Annotated in this window: 18 protein-coding genes; 12 read left to right on the top strand and 6 right to left on the bottom strand. The window is 66.2% G+C overall.

The features are described 5' to 3' along the window. Window positions 1–19 precede the first annotated feature (19 nt). From EEB15_RS21475 to EEB15_RS21465, 3 genes are read left to right on the top strand one after another with little or no spacing between them, the layout of a single operon-like run. A complete protein-coding gene (locus EEB15_RS21475) occupies window positions 20–985 on the top strand; it encodes a tripartite tricarboxylate transporter substrate binding protein (protein ID WP_141511964.1) in 966 nt (321 codons plus the stop codon). Window position 986: 1 nt separating this feature from the next. After that, window positions 987–2,405 carry an amidase gene (locus EEB15_RS21470; RefSeq protein WP_141511963.1) on the top strand — a complete coding sequence of 473 codons (1,419 nt, stop codon included), beginning with the start codon at window positions 987–989 and terminating at the stop codon, window positions 2,403–2,405. Continuing rightward, the gene (locus EEB15_RS21465; protein WP_141511962.1) at window positions 2,402–3,166 is read left to right on the top strand and encodes a 2-keto-4-pentenoate hydratase; all 765 of its coding nucleotides are present in this window, start codon (window positions 2,402–2,404) and stop codon (window positions 3,164–3,166) included. Before EEB15_RS21470 ends, EEB15_RS21465 begins: the two co-directional genes overlap by 4 nt. A gap of 100 nt (window positions 3,167–3,266) precedes the next feature. Here the strand turns inward: EEB15_RS21465 and EEB15_RS21460 are convergent, their stop codons facing one another. Further along, window positions 3,267–4,118: a SirB1 family protein gene (locus EEB15_RS21460; RefSeq protein ID WP_141511960.1), complete on the bottom strand. Its 852-nt coding sequence runs from the start codon at window positions 4,116–4,118 to the stop codon at window positions 3,267–3,269. A 58-nt stretch (window positions 4,119–4,176) separates the two neighbouring features. Further along, entirely contained in the window at window positions 4,177–5,757 is a 1,581-nt protein-coding gene (murJ, locus tag EEB15_RS21455; protein WP_141511959.1) for a murein biosynthesis integral membrane protein MurJ, read from the bottom strand. Window positions 5,758–5,805: 48 nt separating this feature from the next. On the opposite strand from murJ, the gene lepB reads away from it, so the two are divergent. Both lepB and rpsT read left to right on the top strand, forming a co-directional pair. Next, entirely contained in the window at window positions 5,806–6,615 is an 810-nt protein-coding gene (gene lepB / locus EEB15_RS21450) for a signal peptidase I (protein WP_141511958.1), read from the top strand. 82 nt (window positions 6,616–6,697) lie between these two features. After that, complete coding sequence (gene rpsT / locus EEB15_RS21445) at window positions 6,698–7,000, top strand: 30S ribosomal protein S20 (protein ID WP_141511956.1); 303 nt, start codon at window positions 6,698–6,700, stop codon at window positions 6,998–7,000. A 92-nt stretch (window positions 7,001–7,092) separates the two neighbouring features. Here the strand turns inward: rpsT and EEB15_RS21440 are convergent, their stop codons facing one another. Beyond that, window positions 7,093–7,326 (bottom strand): helix-turn-helix transcriptional regulator, encoded by a 234-nt coding sequence (locus EEB15_RS21440; protein ID WP_141511955.1) that lies wholly within the window; start codon window positions 7,324–7,326, stop codon window positions 7,093–7,095. Window positions 7,327–7,334: 8 nt separating this feature from the next. Beyond that, a complete protein-coding gene (locus EEB15_RS21435) occupies window positions 7,335–7,814 on the bottom strand; it encodes a DUF2975 domain-containing protein (RefSeq protein ID WP_158290186.1) in 480 nt (159 codons plus the stop codon). 149 nt (window positions 7,815–7,963) lie between these two features. Here EEB15_RS21435 and EEB15_RS21430 point away from each other — a divergent pair, with 149 nt between their 5' ends. Next, window positions 7,964–8,539: a hypothetical protein gene (locus tag EEB15_RS21430; RefSeq protein ID WP_141511952.1), complete on the top strand. Its 576-nt coding sequence runs from the start codon at window positions 7,964–7,966 to the stop codon at window positions 8,537–8,539. Between the two features lie 13 nt (window positions 8,540–8,552). Here EEB15_RS21430 and EEB15_RS21425 read toward each other — a convergent pair whose 3' ends face one another. Beyond that, window positions 8,553–8,870 (bottom strand): DUF3579 domain-containing protein, encoded by a 318-nt coding sequence (locus tag EEB15_RS21425; protein ID WP_141511951.1) that lies wholly within the window; start codon window positions 8,868–8,870, stop codon window positions 8,553–8,555. Window positions 8,871–9,089: 219 nt separating this feature from the next. Between EEB15_RS21425 and EEB15_RS21420 the strand changes: the two genes are divergently transcribed. Continuing rightward, the gene (locus EEB15_RS21420) at window positions 9,090–10,283 is read left to right on the top strand and encodes an aspartate aminotransferase family protein (protein ID WP_141511949.1); all 1,194 of its coding nucleotides are present in this window, start codon (window positions 9,090–9,092) and stop codon (window positions 10,281–10,283) included. A 7-nt stretch (window positions 10,284–10,290) separates the two neighbouring features. Continuing rightward, window positions 10,291–11,238 (top strand): ornithine carbamoyltransferase, encoded by a 948-nt coding sequence (gene argF / locus EEB15_RS21415; RefSeq protein ID WP_141511948.1) that lies wholly within the window; start codon window positions 10,291–10,293, stop codon window positions 11,236–11,238. Between the two features lie 3 nt (window positions 11,239–11,241). On the opposite strand, the gene EEB15_RS21410 is transcribed toward argF, so the two are convergent. Beyond that, window positions 11,242–11,613: a hypothetical protein gene (locus EEB15_RS21410; RefSeq protein ID WP_141511946.1), complete on the bottom strand. Its 372-nt coding sequence runs from the start codon at window positions 11,611–11,613 to the stop codon at window positions 11,242–11,244. A gap of 84 nt (window positions 11,614–11,697) precedes the next feature. On the opposite strand from EEB15_RS21410, the gene EEB15_RS21405 reads away from it, so the two are divergent. The 4 genes from EEB15_RS21405 to kynA all read left to right on the top strand — a co-directional run bounded on the left by EEB15_RS21405 (window position 11,698) and on the right by kynA (window position 14,888). Beyond that, the gene (locus EEB15_RS21405; RefSeq protein ID WP_141511944.1) at window positions 11,698–12,030 is read left to right on the top strand and encodes a YkgJ family cysteine cluster protein; all 333 of its coding nucleotides are present in this window, start codon (window positions 11,698–11,700) and stop codon (window positions 12,028–12,030) included. Between the two features lie 71 nt (window positions 12,031–12,101). Next, window positions 12,102–12,728 (top strand): arylformamidase, encoded by a 627-nt coding sequence (gene kynB, locus EEB15_RS21400; RefSeq protein WP_141511942.1) that lies wholly within the window; start codon window positions 12,102–12,104, stop codon window positions 12,726–12,728. A 2-nt stretch (window positions 12,729–12,730) separates the two neighbouring features. Further along, window positions 12,731–14,026: a kynureninase gene (gene kynU, locus EEB15_RS21395; RefSeq protein ID WP_141511940.1), complete on the top strand. Its 1,296-nt coding sequence runs from the start codon at window positions 12,731–12,733 to the stop codon at window positions 14,024–14,026. A gap of 1 nt (window position 14,027) precedes the next feature. Then, the gene (gene kynA / locus EEB15_RS21390; protein ID WP_141511938.1) at window positions 14,028–14,888 is read left to right on the top strand and encodes a tryptophan 2,3-dioxygenase; all 861 of its coding nucleotides are present in this window, start codon (window positions 14,028–14,030) and stop codon (window positions 14,886–14,888) included. Window positions 14,889–14,900 lie beyond the last annotated feature (12 nt).

Here is a 14,900-nt window from a genome sequence, read left to right as displayed (position 1 = left end):
TCCTCTGCCGGAGACACACATGAAATTGACCCGCCGCGCCCTGGCGGCGCTGCTCATCAGCGCCAGCACCACCACGGCGTTTGCCGCCTTCCCCGAAAAGCCCATCCGCCTGGTGATCGGCTTTCCCGCGGGAGGCCCACTCGACCAGCACGCCCGCCTGCTCGGCGACCGCTTGCAGGCCGTGCTGGGGCAGCCAGTCATCATCGACTACAAGTCCGGCGCCGGCGGCACGGTGGGTGCGCAAGATGTGATGAAGGCCGCGCCCGACGGCTACACGCTGATGCTGGCGAACACCGGCGTCATGGTCATCAACCCCGGGCTCTACACCAAGCTGCCCTACCAGACCCTGCGTGATTTCACGCCGATCGCGCGCACCGCGATGCAGCCGCTGGCGTTGCTGGTCAACCCCAAGCTGCCCGTGAACACGCTCAAGGAGTTCGTCGACTACACGCGTACGCGGCCGGGCCAGGTCAACTACGGATCGGCCGGCAACGGCGGCATCAGCCACCTGGTTCCCGAGATGTTCAAGACGTCCACGGGCCTCTTCATGGTCCACATCCCGTACCGTGGCAGCGCGCCTGCCTTCACCGACCTGATGGGCGGGCAGGTGCAGTTCATGGCCGAGTCCATCCCCCAGGCCGCCAACTACCACAAGCAAGGCAAGGTCAAGGCACTGGCCGTGACCAGCAAGGAGCGCAACCCCGCGTTGCCCGACACGCCCACGGTGATCGAAAGCGGCATCAAGGGCTTCGAGGTGGTGGGCTTCTACGGCTTCCTCGCGCCCGCCGGATTGCCGAAAGACGTCACGGCCAAACTCAGCGATGCGTTCAAGCAGGTGATGGCCACGCCCGACATCCGCAGCCGCATGGTGGCGCAAGGAGCCGACCCGGCGTTCCTGGGCAGCGAAGACTTCGCGAAGTTCCTGGCCGCGGAGATGCCGCGCTGGGCCGACGCGGTGAAGAAGTCCGGCGCCAAGATGGATTGACATGACAGAGCTTTGGCGGCTCGGCGCCACTGCGCTGGCGGAAGGTTATCGCAGCGGCGCGTTCGATCCCGTCGAGGTGCTCAACGCCTGCCTGACCCGCGCAGCCGCGTGCCAGAGTGCGGTCAACGCGTTCGTCCATCTCGATGCGGAACGCGGGCGGATCGCCGCACTGGCCAGCCGTGAACGCTGGGCACGCGGCGCACCGCTCGGCCCGCTCGACGGTGTGCCCATCAGCTTGAAGGACAACTTGCACGCTGCCGGAATGCCGACGACCTGGGGCAGCCGGCTCCTGCGCGATTTCATTGCAGGCAGCGACGAGCTTCCGGTCTCACGGTTGCGCGCGGCCGGTGCGGTGATCTTCGGCAAGACGAACCTCCCCGAGTTCGCGCTGCAGGGCATCACCGACAACCTGCTGCACGGCCCGACGCGCAACCCGTGGGATCTGTCGTTGACGCCCGGTGGTTCGTCCGGTGGCGCTGCAGCCGCCGTCGCCTGCGGTTGCGGCCCCCTCGCATTGGTCACCGATGGCGGAGGTTCGACGCGCCGCCCCGCGTCGCACACGGGGCTCGTGGGGTTCAAGCCCTCGGCCGGGCTGATCGCGCGCGGCGGCGGCCTGCCGGAAATCTTTCTGGAGTACGAGGTGCCGGGCATGCTCGGCCGTCACGTGAGCGACGTGCAAAGTCTCGCGGGCGTGCTGGCCGAACGCGCTTTGGCCCATGCATCTGCGCGGCCGGCGCGCATTCTCTACGTTCCGCGGTTTGGCAGCAATCCTGTGGAGCCTGGCATCGCGCAGCGGGTGGCCGAAGCAGCGCGGCAACTGGCGTCGCTGGGCCACGCGATCGAGGAAGCGCCGCCCGCCGAGTGGGCCGAAGAGATCAACGAGGTGTGGCCCGTGCTCTCGAGCGCCGGGCTGGCATGGATGCTGCGCGACGCGGCGCGCTTCCCGGAACTGCGCTTGCCGGCGGGGCAAGCTGCTGACCTTTCGCTGTGCGGCCCATCCGCGCAAGCCAACGCCGCGCAAGGCGGCACCGCCAACGCCACGGCATTGTTCGCGGCCTTCGCCGCCATTCACGTTCTGCGCAAACGCATGGACGAAGTGTTCTCGCACTGCGACTTCATCCTCACGCCCGCCACGGCCGCCCTGCCCTGGCCCGCGCAACAAAGCCATCCGTCCGAGATCGGCGGGACGGCCGTCGGGCCGCGCGGCCACGCCGTGTTCACGGCCTTCGCCAACGCGGCGGGCCTGCCGGCGATCGCCCTGCCTTGCGGCTTTGCGAACGTGTTGCCGACAGGCTTTCAGCTGGTAGCACGTCCCGGCGCCGACGCCGCGCTGCTGGCGCTTGCCCTTCAGTACGAGCAGGCTTTTCCCTGGCACGCCCACTGGCCGCCAGGGGCTGTGGCTACGATGGCCGTGTCATGAACACGAACACTTCTTTCTTCGACGCAGCGGCTGTTGGCAGGCACTTGGCCGCCGCCCACAAGGGGTCGGCGGCGGTTCCGTACGCCGATGCATTGCCACCAGACCGCGTGGGCGCGTTCGCGGTGCAAGACACGACGCTCGCCGAGCTGGGCGCCGTCGGCGGCTGGAAGGTCGGCGCGAAGGGCCCCACAGCGGAACCGAGTTGCGCGCCCCTCCCGGCGTTGGGCATCAAGCCCTCAGGCACGGCGCTATTGGGACCGCCGTGGAACATGCGCGGCATCGAAGTGGAAGTGGCTCTGCGCCTCGGCAAGGACCTCGTCCCCGCCTCGGGCGAACCCGATGCCGCCACAGTGCGCGCCGCCGTCGAAGCCGTGCTGCCCGCCATCGAAGTCGTCGAGACGCGGCTGGCCGACTGGCGCGACAGCGCGCCGCTCGCGCAACTCGCAGACCTCCAAAGCCACGGTGCGCTGATTCTCGGCGACCCATCGGGCACCGACATCGATGCGCTGGACTTGCGCACCGTGCAAGCGTACCTCGCCTTCGATGGCCAGCCGGTCGCCAGCACGCGCGGCGCGAATCCTGCCGCCGACATCTGGCGGCTCGTGGGATGGCTCGCATGGCATTGCGTTCAACGCGGCCAGCCGCTGCGTGCGGGCCAGGTCATCACTACTGGTTCCTGCACCGGGATGCTGTTTGCGCCCGAGGGTGCGCATGTTCAGGCGCAGTTGGATGGGATCGGGCGGGTTGAGTTGCAGTTTTAGGTCTGTTTCTTTTTTCGGAAGACGTTCCCAGTGGTTCCGGGAAGTTGCGCTCTGAGACCTCGCGGCAAAACACCGAACCCCGCGAAACTCGAAGAAGAACCTAGTTTTTGGCTCTTCGCAGATCAGCCACACGATCCGCGATAGCGTCGATGTCCAGCGCGTCCTGGGCATGCACCAGATAGGTTTCCAGGTCGACCACCGCCAACGAAGTATGGCCCTGCTCGGCATGCGCCAGGCCACGATCGCGGTACTCGCCCCAAGCGTCGGGCAGCAGGATCACCAGGCGGTCCTGGACGGCGATCAGGCGCTGCCAGTCTTCCTGCGCCTGATGGATCTCCTTCAGGTTGCGCAGCATTCGCGCGATGATGTCGCGCGCCGGCGCCGCCTGCAGGTACAGACCCAGCGGCACCTCGAACTCGTCGACCAGTCCGCTGCGGCGCTTGTAGGGCTCGAGCCTTTCCGCCAGCTCTTCGCGCGAGAGCGACTGGCCGGTGAACGGGTCGATCACGACCTGTCCCTTGGGCAGGTTGACCTTCACCATGAAGTGGCCGGGAAAACAGACCCCGCGTGCATGCAGTCCCAGCCCCTGGGCCAGCTCGATCCACAGTACGGCGAGCGAGATCTGGATGCCGCGGCGCGTGCGCAGGACGACGTTGAGGTAGCTGTTGTCCGGGTCGCAGTAGTCGTTGACGTTGCCGCCGAAGCTCAGGTCGCGAAAGAAGAACTGGTTGAGCGCGCGCAGCCGTTGCAGGGGCGCCGCATCGGCGGGAAGCCGGCGCTTCAGCCGCGCCAGCAGTTGGTCGACATCGCCCAGGACCTGCTGCACGTCGAGTTCGGTGTATTCGTCTTGCGCCAGGCTGGCAGCGGCCTCCAGCAAGGGGAAATCATCGTCGCTCTGCACCAGCGAGCTGAAGTACTCGAGCGGCGTTGGCGCGGTGAGATTCAACAGCATGAGTTCTTTGTAATGGACGGGCCCGCGCGCGTCAAGCCTGGCCGCTCAGCACGCGTTCTCAACGCGTGACAAACTGACGCAGTTTCACCCCGGCGGCCCAGAGCGCTACAAAGTAGATAGCGGCGGAACCAGCCAGCATCAACGCCATCAGCCCGACGCGCTGCAGTACATGGGCACGCATGGCAAGCCACGGAAAAGCCGTTGCACCCCACAGCAGAAAGGCCGTGAGCAGCGCCGTCGCGGCGAACACCTGCAGCGCGAACACGCCCCAACCGGGCGAGGGCGTGTAGCTGCCGCGCCGGATCAGGCCCACGAGCAGCCACGCGGCGTTGATCAGCGCGCCGAGCCCGATCGAGAGCGCCAGGGCCGCGTGGCCCAGATTGAAACCGCGCATCCACGGCACCAGCGCGATGTTGAGCAACTGCGTGAGAACGAGCACGACGATGGCGATGCGCACCGGCGTGCGCATGTCCTGGCTGGCGTAAAAGCCAGGAGCAAGGATCTTGATCGCGACCAGCCCGAGCAGGCCGACGCCGTACCCCGACAGCGCGGCCGCGACCTGCAGCACGTCGCTGTCCTTGAACGCGCCGTAGTGGAAAAGCGTGGCAACCAGCGGCACGTTGAAGACCAGCAGCGCCGCCGAACTCGGGATCGCGAGCAGCACCACCAGGCGCAAACCCCAGTCGATCATCGCGGAGTAACGCTCCGGCTCACCGGCGGCACGCGCGCTCGCGAGTTGGGGCATCAGCACCACGCCCAGCGCGACGCCCAGCATGGCCGTCGGAAACTCCATCAGGCGGCCCGCATAGTCGAGCCATGTGACGTTGCCGGTGCCGAGCCAGGACGCGATCTGCGTGTTGATCATGAGCGATATCTGCGCCACGCCGACACCGAGCAGCGCGGGCGCCATCATGCCGGCCACTCTGCGCGTCCCCGGGTCTGACCATGCCTCCTTGAGGCCGCGCCACGTCAGCCCGATCCGCGGCAGCAGGCCGAGTCGGAGCAACGCAGGGATCTGCACGGCCAGCTGGAGCAGCCCGCCCAGCATCACGCCCCCGGCCATCGCATAGATCGGCTCGATACCCATAGCCTGGAACCATGGCGCGCCAAGCCACGCGGCCAGGATCATCGCCAGGTTCAGCAGCACCGGTGTCGCGGCCGGAATGGCGAATCGCTTCCAGGTGTTGAGCACCCCGGCGGACAGCGCGACCAGCGACATGAAGCCGATGTAGGGGAACATCCAGCGCGTCATCAGCACCGCGGCCTCGAAGCCGTTTGGGCTCTGCTTCAAGCCGCTGGCCAGGGCCCACACCAGGATGGGCGCGGCCGCGACGCCGATGACGCAGGTCAGCAGCAGCGCCCATGCAAGCGCTGTTGCGACGTGGTCGATCATCCGGCGGGTGGCCTCTTCGCCGTCCGTCTCCTTCGAGTGTGCGAGCGCGGGCACGAAGGCCTGGCTGAAGGCGCCCTCGCCGAACAGCCTGCGAAAGAGATTGGGGATTCGGAACGCGACGTTGAACGCATCGGTGAGCGCGGTGGCGCCGAACACGGACGCCATCAGCAGGTCACGCACGAGCCCGGTGATGCGCGATGCGAAGGTCAGCAGGGAAACGGTGGAAGCGGCTTTGAGCAGGGTCATCGAGGGCTCGGTGGTTGCGGAGTTTATAGTGCGGCTGCATCCACTTGCATGGACCCCATGGACCACATCGGCATCAGCATCCTCGAATACCTCAGCATGGCAGCGGCCGTGACCGGCATCTGCTGGCTGCTTGCGCGGCGGCGCCGCCTGCACCTGGCCGCACGCAAGCCCCTATGGGTCACCTGGGGCGCCGAGCTGTTCGGCGTGGTTGCGCTCGTGCTGGGTTGCCGCGTGGCCCTGGCCGATTGGCCCAGTGTGCCCACGGGTTCGATGGAGCCGACCATCCGGATCGGGGACTATCTGCTGGTGAACAAGTTGGCATACGGCCCGCGGTTGCCTTTCACCAACACCGCGATCGAGTTCGGCCAGCCGCAGCGCGGCGACGTGGTCGTGTTCCGCTATCCGCTGGACGTCTCCGTCCTGTATGTGAAACGCCTGATCGGCCTGCCGGGCGATGTCGTCAGCTACCGCCGGGGCGTCGTCAGCATCAATGGCGAACCGTTCCACGCCGCCAGCGAGCCTTTGGCGGCACCCTACCCGGAGGACAAGGGACAGGTCCTGGTGCACGAAACCGCGGCCGGGCAGGAACGGACGATCAAGGTCGACGCCCACCGGCCCGGGGCCATGATCCCGCCGCAGGCCTGGGTCAGCGCCTGGCCCGGCGCTTGCCAGGTGACGGCGGCCGATGCCTGGCGGTGCCAGGTTCCGGAGGGGAAATACCTGATGATGGGCGACAACCGCGACAACTCGGTCGACTCGCGGATCTGGGGCTTTCTGGACCACCACGAGGTCTACGGCAAGGCGGTGCGCGTGCTCGTGAATTTTTCCGACCTGAAGCGGGCATTCACGCCCCTTTAGGCGCGGCTGCGCGCGCGGCCGGGCCGCGCGATATAATGGTGGGCTTTGCTGGCATCATCCTCAGACACAAGGAACCACATTCATGGCCTCAGCCAAACCCAAGAAAAAGAACCCGCGCCTCGCGTCGGGCCGTAAACGCGCCCGCCAGGACGTCAAGCTGAACGCAGCCAACACGTCCCTGCGCTCCAAGTACCGCACTGCCGTCAAGAACGTCGAGAAGGCCGTGGCCGCCGGCGACAAGACCAAGGCCGCCGAAGCTTTCGCCAAGGCGCAAAGCATCGTCGACACCGTGGCCGACAAGCAGATCTTCCACAAGAACAAGGCCGCTCGCGACAAGAGCCGCCTGGCCGCCAAGGTGAAAGCCCTGGCCCAAGCCGCCGCCTGACGCTTCAGGCAAACAGCCCGTGGGGGAAACCCCGCGCCGTTTGAAACGGGTGCGCTGCCAGCAAAGTGAGAAACCGCCTTCGGGCGGTTTTTTCATGTCCGCGAAGGGGGTGACCCAGGGCCCTCGGCCACGAACGCCAGCAGGTCGCCCGGCTGGCAGTCCAGGAAGACGCAGATTTTCTCCAGCGTCTCGAAGCGCACGCCCTTGACCTTGCCCTGCTTGAGCAGGGACAAATTGGCCTCGGTGATGCCGATGTGCTCGGCCAGCTCCTTGGACCGCACCTTGCGGCGCGCGAGCATCACATCGAGTTGGACAACGATAGCCACACCCGGCCTCAGACGAATGAAGCGTTTTCGTCGGCCAAGGCCTGGCCCTGCCCGATGACGGCCGCCATCAACCACACCATGCCGGCAAAGAGCAGTGCGAACAGATGGTCCGAGCCGACGCCCAGCGCCAGGTGCCGCGTGCCCGGCGCGTTGCCCCAGGTCAGCAGCACCGAGAGGACAGGTCCCACGACGATGGCCGTCAGCGCACTGCCACCCATGCAGGCGGCAAAACGGCGCAGGCGCAGCACCGCGCCGGCTGTGAACACCTCGCCCTGCGTGAAGCCGCGGAAACACCGGTGCGCGTGCCATAGGCCGAGGCAGGCCAACCCCGCCGGCACCAGCGTGCACAGCGCGCCGGCCAGCCGTTGCCATCCCAACAACCGGCCTTGCACCGCGTCGGCGCGCAGATGCCCGAGCGCCGCCAGCTCAGCGGTGTCCGCGAGCAACCAGTAGGCCGACACTGCCAGCGGCAAGGCGACCGCGGCCATGAGGCAAGTCCAAGCCATGAATGCGCTGAGACGCTGGATTCGTTGGGCATGAGGGGTCGAGTGCGGCATATGGCCTCCTTGGTAATCATTGTAGATTGACATTTAATTTCTGTAAAACAATAATTATTTATCTCAATTCAATTATCACCATGAAAAAACTGCTGCCCCTGATCGCCTGCCTGGTGCTGGGCGCATGCTCCGGCATCCCCCTCGCCTCGGTACCGCGGATACTGGCCCTGAAGGCCGACTTGCTGGAGGCCAACCCTGCGGAGATCATGCTGGCGATCCAGGTCGACGAGCGGATCGCGCCGGCGAGGGGTGACGTGCCCGTGCTCCACATCGACATCCGCCCGCGCGAGGTAGGAGCCTTCGCGCCGTGGGAGGGCAAGATGCCCATGCGCCTGAGCGCCGGCGCGGCGCCCAAGGGCCTGCAACCTGCCGCACGCGGCAGGCATTGGCTGGTCTACAGCCTGGGGCCGGAATCGCAGGCCGAGCTGTTGCGAACACGGGCCAGGTTTCAACAACTTCAAGCCGAGCGCCGGGGCAAGAGCGGCGGCAGCGTCAGCGTGGGAATCGCCCAGGAGGGTGTCGCGGCCGCGAGCCCGCACGTGGCGGGCAGCGTGTGGGAAAGCTGGCTGCAGACCTCTGCGCAAGCCGGTTTCTTCAAACTGTGGTCCGGCACCCTGGATGACTTGAGAGCCCAGGCGCGCGCCGGCTCGCCCTGAGGGGCGACAGGCCCTACTTCCGGGCCGCGTCCGGCATCAGGCAGGCTTCGGTGACCTGCAAATCGTTGTCCCGCGCGAAGTTGATGACGAAGTCCCAGGCCATGACGTCGTGGTCGCGCAGTTCGCGGTTGACCACGACGGCTTTCACGTTGCCGATGAGGGTGGGAATGCACCAGGGCGAATAGCTCAGGTGGCTGCCGGGCTGCGCGCCGCCGGGGCGAAACGAGCTCATCACCCCGGCCAACCGCTCCGCCCAATCGCTGGGACGGAAGGTCTTGCCGTCGCGGGTCTGCCCCAGGATGAAGACTTCTTTGGCGGTACTCGAAACCATCGGTTGGAGGTTGGTTCTGGACACCGCGAACCGGGTGGATGAGCCCTTGTTGCAGTGCACAAGTATTATATCTTATATAAGACTTGCCAAACTTTCAGTCGGCTGTCACGGCGCATCGCTGTGATGCGCAATTGTCAACCAAGCCATGCAACCTCTGTGCCTAAAATCGGGCCTCAGCGGCTCACTCGTTGAGCCGAATTTCATTTTGAAAGGTCCCAAATGGCATTCATCGAGGCTGCTTCGCCCCACACCATGAACACGTACGGCCGGCTGCCGATAGCGCTGTCGCACGGCCAGGGCGTTCGAGTCTGGGACATCAACGGCAAGCAGTACCTCGATGCGCTGGCCGGCATCGCCGTCAATACGCTCGGCCACAACCACCCCAAGCTGGTGCCCGCGCTGCATGATCAGGTCAGCAAGATCATCCACAGCTGCAACTACTACCATGTGCCCAACCAGGAGCGGCTGGCCGCCACGCTGGCGGAGCTGTCGGGCATGACCAACGCGTTCTTCTGCTGCACCGGGCTGGAGGCCAACGAGGGCGCGATCAAGCTGGCGCGCAAATACGGGCATGACCGCGGCATCGCTCGGCCCGAGATCGTCGTGTACGAGAAAGCTTTTCACGGACGCAGCATCGCCACGCTGTCCGCCACCGGCAACGAGAAGGTGCAGGAAGGCTTCGGCCCGTTGGTCGAGGGCTTCATCCGCGTGCCCCTCAACGACATCGATGCCCTGAAGGCCGCGACCGAAGGCAACAAGAACGTCGTTGCGGTGTTCTTCGAAACCATCCAGGGCGAAGGCGGTATCAACCCGATGCGGGCCGACTACCTGCAGCAGGTGCGCAAGCTGTGCGACGACCGCGAATGGCTGCTGATGATCGACGAGGTGCAGTGCGGCATGGGCCGCACCGGCAAGTGGTTCGCCCACCAGTGGGCCGGGATCGTGCCCGACGTGATGCCACTTGCCAAGGGCCTGGGTTCAGGCGTGCCCGTGGGCGCCGTGGTCGCGGGCCCCAAAGCCGCCAACATCTTCAAGCCGGGCAACCATGGCACGACCTTCGGCGGCAACCCGCTGGCGATGCGGGCCGGAGTGGAAACCATCCGGATCATGCAAGAGGACGGCCTGCTGGAAAACGCCGCCAATGTCGGCCAGCACCTGAAGGGAGCGTTGGCGCGCGAGATCGGTGGGCTGCCCGGCGTGAAGGAAATCCGTGGCCAGGGCTTGATGATCGGCGTGGAGCTGGACCGCAATTGCACGGTGCTCACCCCCCGCGCCGCCGAGGCGGGCCTGTTGATCAGCGTCACCGCCGACAACGTGATCCGGCTACTGCCCCCGCTCATCATGACGCAGGCCGAGGCCGACGAGGTGGTGACTATGCTGGTACCGCTGGTCAAAGACTTCCTCGCACAATAGCCTGCTTATGGCGATCAAACACTACCTCCAGTTCAGCGACCTCTCGGCCGACGAATATGCCTGGTTGTTCCAGCGCGCGGCCATCATCAAGAAGAAGTTCAAGGCCTACGAGAAGTACCACCCGCTGGCCGACCGCACGCTGGCGATGATCTTCGAGAAGGCCTCGACGCGCACTCGCGTGAGCTTCGAGGCCGGCATGTACCAGATGGGCGGCAGCGTGGTGCACCTCACCACCGGCGACAGCCAGCTGGGCCGCGCCGAGCCGATCGAGGACAGCGCCAAGGTGATCAGCCGCATGGTCGACCTGGTGATGATCCGCACCTTCGGCCAGGACAAGATCGAGCGCTTCGCGCAGCACTCGCGCGTGCCGGTGATCAACGGCCTGACCAACGAGTTCCACCCGTGCCAGATCCTGGCCGACCTGTTCACGCTGCTGGAGCACCGCGGCGCCAACGCCGACGGCTTGCCCGATCCGGCGTACCTGAAGGGCAAGGTCGTGGCGTGGGTCGGCGACGGCAACAACATGGCCAACACCTGGCTGCAAGCCGCCGACCTGCTGGGCTTCACGGTGCACCTGAGCACGCCTTCGGGCTATGAGGTGGACCAGGCCATCGCCGGCATTCGCAGCAGCCAGAGCTACAAGGTCTTCAAGGACCCGATGGACGCTTGCCGAGGCGCCGACCTGGTGACCACCGACGTGTGGACCAGCATGGGCTACGAGGCCGAGAACGAGGCGCGCCGCAAGGCCTTCGCCGACTGGTGCGTCGACGCCGACATGATGCGGGTGGCCAAGCCCGATGCGCTCTTCATGCACTGCCTTCCCGCCCACCGCGGCGAAGAAGTCGAAGCCGACGTGATCGACGGCCCTCAGTCCGTGGTGTGGGACGAAGCCGAGAACCGCATGCACGCGCAGAAGGCGCTGATGGAATACCTGCTGCTGGGCAAGGTCGGCTGACCTTCAGGCTGCTGCGGTCGGCGCCATCATGCGCATGCCGGGACGCGGCGGCAGCAGGCCCATCTTGACCAGCCGCGACTCCACCGCGAAAGGCGTGCGGCCCATTTGCTCGGCCATCTGCTTCACGTCTTTGCCCTCGCGATGCGCGGCCACCAGTTGCGCGTCCTCGTCGGTCACCCAGGGTTTGCCGGCGTTGCGAGGTTGCGCCCGCTGCATGCGAGCCAGCTTGCCTTCAAGCGCGTGCGACACCGTGAACAAGGCGCGGATGACGGCCGGCTCGTTGTACGGGCTGTCGGCGGGCATCGTCTCGCCGGTGACGGGGTCCACGCCCTGGGACAGGGTGTCGATAATCTGGCGTGCAGTCTGAAGTTCCATGCTTTCCTCCTGATGAAGAGATGAATGACTGTATTTATATACAGTTTTACCGCAACGCGTCAACGTGGGCGCGGGTTGACCGCCATGGCTGAACCGGCCGGCCACCCGTGCCTCGCCTGTGGCGCCTGTTGCGCGAGCTTCCGCGTGGACTTCGCCGTGGATGAGCTGGAAGACCAGGGCGGTTGCGTTCCGGACGGCTTGGCCGTGGAGGTGACGGGCGCCACCTGCCGGATGCGCGGCACCGACCATTCGCCACCGCGCTGCGCTGCCCTCACGGGCACGCTCGGCCAGCGCGTCACGTGCGGCATCTATGAATGGCGCCCTTCCCCTTGCCGCGAATTCGAGGCCGGCAGCCCGGCTTGCAACACCGCCCGGGCGCGCCACGGCCTGCCGCCGCTGCCGCACCAAGTGCTTTAAGCCTCAACTATTTTCGTTTTGTTGGGATTAACCGACACCGCGCCCCCGCGCACCGGCGCACACTTTCTTTCATGAAAAAAATCTGGGACATCTCGCCACCGGTGGCGCCCGGCTCGCCCGTGTTTCCGGGCGATACGCCTTACGGCCAGGAGTGGTCGGCGACGCTGGCACCGGGCTGCCCGGTGAACGTCAGCCGCATCACCCTGTCGCCGCACGTCGGTGCGCACGCCGATGCGCCGCTTCACTACGACCCTGAGGGCGCGGCCATCGGCGCCGTCGGGCTCGAACCCTATCTCGGGGTCTGCCGCGTGATCCATGCGATCGGCAAGGGCCCGCTGGTCGAATGGAAACATCTTGAGCACGCGGTGCATGGCATTCCGCCTCGCGTGCTGGTGCGCACGTACGAACGCATGCCGGCCGACCGCTGGGACGCGGACCTCGCCGCCTACGCACCCGTCACCATCGAGCGGCTCGCCGTTCTGGGCGTTCAGCTGGTGGGCATCGACACCGCCAGCATCGACCCCGCCGAAAGCAAGACCCTGGACAGCCACCAGGTGATCCGCCGCCTGGGCCTTCGCGTGCTGGAAAACCTGGTGCTTGACGACGTGCCCGAAGGCGACTACGAACTGATCGCCCTGCCTCTCAAACTGATAACAGCCGACGCCTCCCCCGTGAGGGCCGTGCTGCGAGAACTATGACGATGACCACACTGCAAGACTGCCGCGCCCTCGATGCGCAAGACCCGCTGCGCAACCTGCGCGACCTGTTCATCCTGCCCGAAGGCGTGATCTACCTCGACGGCAACTCGCTGGGCGTGCTGCCACGCGCGGCTCCCGCGCGCATCGCGCAAGCGGTCACTGAGGAATGGGGCCAAGGCCTGATCCGCTCGTGGAACAGCGCCGGCTGGTTCAGCCTGCCGCAGCGCCTGGGCGACCGCATCGCCACCTTGATCGGCGCGAAGGCCGGCGAAGTGGTCGCGACCGACAGCACGTCGATCAACCTGTACAAGGTGCTGAGCGCGGCGCTGCACATGGCTGCGCAGGCCGATCCGAAACGCAAGCGTGTGGTCAGCGAACGCAGCAACTTCCCGACCGACCTGTACATCGCGCAATCGCTGTGCAAGGAGCGCGGCTTCACGCTGGATTTGGTCGACGACGAGCGCATCGACGAAGCGCTGGGGGCGGACGTCGCGGTGCTCATGCTCACCCACGTCAACTACCGCACCGGCGCCATGCACGACATGGCAGCCATCACCGCGGCGGCGCACCGGCACGGCGCGCTTACGGTGTGGGACCTCGCGCACAGTGCCGGCGCCGTGCCTGTGGACCTTCATGCTGCGCAGGCGGACTTCGCGATCGGCTGCGGCTACAAATACCTCAACGGCGGCCCGGGCGCGCCGGCCTTCGCGTGGGTCCATCCCCAGCACACTGACCGCTTCGAGCAGCCGCTCTCCGGTTGGTGGGGCCATGCGGCGCCGTTCGAGTTCACGCCGGAGTATCGGCCCGCCCCAGGCATCGCGCGCTACCTGTGCGGCACGCAACCGATCCTCGGTATGACGGCCCTGGAGTGCGGACTCGACACACTGCTGGCCGCACAGCCACTGGGTGGCATGACGGCATTGCGCGCGAAGTCGCTGGCGTTGACAGACCTGTACATCCGCCTGGTGGAAGAACGCTGCGCCGGGCACGGTCTGGAACTTGTGACGCCGCGCGACCACGGGCGCCGCGGCTCGCAGGTGTGCCTCACGCGAAGGGATGTCAAAGAGGCCGGTGCGGCCTCGGGCGCTTACGCCATCGTGCAAGCATTGATCGCGCGCGGCGTGATTGGCGACTTCCGCGCCGGCGATGCGAAACACCCGGACATCCTGCGCTTCGGCTTCACCCCGCTGTACATCGGGTTCGAGGATGTGTGGCATTCGGTGGAACATTTGAAGCAAGTGCTGGAGTCCGCGGAATGGCGCCGCCCCGAGTTCAACCAGAAGCACGCGGTAACTTGACATGAACGGCAACAACCCATCCCCCACCACGCCCGAGTCCATCGTGCACAGTGAAGGCGCGCAGCTGGACTTCAGCAAGTCCATGAGCTATGCGGACTATCTGCAACTCGACGCCATCCTCAGCGCCCAGAAGCCGCTCTCGCCCGACCACAACGAGATGCTGTTCATCATCCAGCACCAGACCAGCGAGCTGTGGATGAAGCTGATGCTGCACGAGCTGCGCGCGGCCATCGCCCATGTGGCCAAGGACGAATTGGGCACTGCGTTCAAGATGCTGGCGCGCGTCAGCCGCATCATGGAGCAGCTGGTCCACGCCTGGGATGTGCTGGCCACGATGACTCCCCCCGAATACAGTGCGATCCGGCCCTACCTCGGCAGCTCCAGCGGCTTCCAGAGTGCCCAGTACCGCTGCATCGAGTTCGCCCTGGGCAACAAGAACGCGGCGATGCTCAAGCCGCACGCGCACCGGCCCGAATTGCTTGCGCAGGTACAGCAAGCCTACGAATCGCCATCGCTCTACGACGAGGCATTGCGCCTGCTCGCCCGCCGCGGCTTGCCGGTGCCGCAAAGCCATCTGCAGCGCGACTGGACGCAGTCGTATGTGGAAAGCGACGAGGTCGAGAAGGCCTGGCTGGCCTGCTACCGCAACCCCAAGCAGTATTGGGACCTGTATCAGCTGGGCGAAGAACTCACCGACCTTGAAGATGCGTTCCGGCTTTGGCGCTTCCGCCATGTCACCACGGTGGAACGCGTGATCGGCTTCAAGCGCGGCACGGGCGGCACCGGCGGCGTGAGCTACCTGCGCAAGATGCTCGACGTGGTGCTGTTCCCCGAAATCTGGAAGCTGCGCACGGACTTGTAGGGCGTTGCAGGG

Origin of the sequence: Ramlibacter sp. WS9 (assembly GCF_003797765.1) — a bacterium.
Taxonomy (GTDB): Bacteria; Pseudomonadota; Gammaproteobacteria; order Burkholderiales; family Burkholderiaceae_C; genus Ramlibacter.
This window is presented reverse-complemented; position numbering and strand designations above follow the sequence as displayed.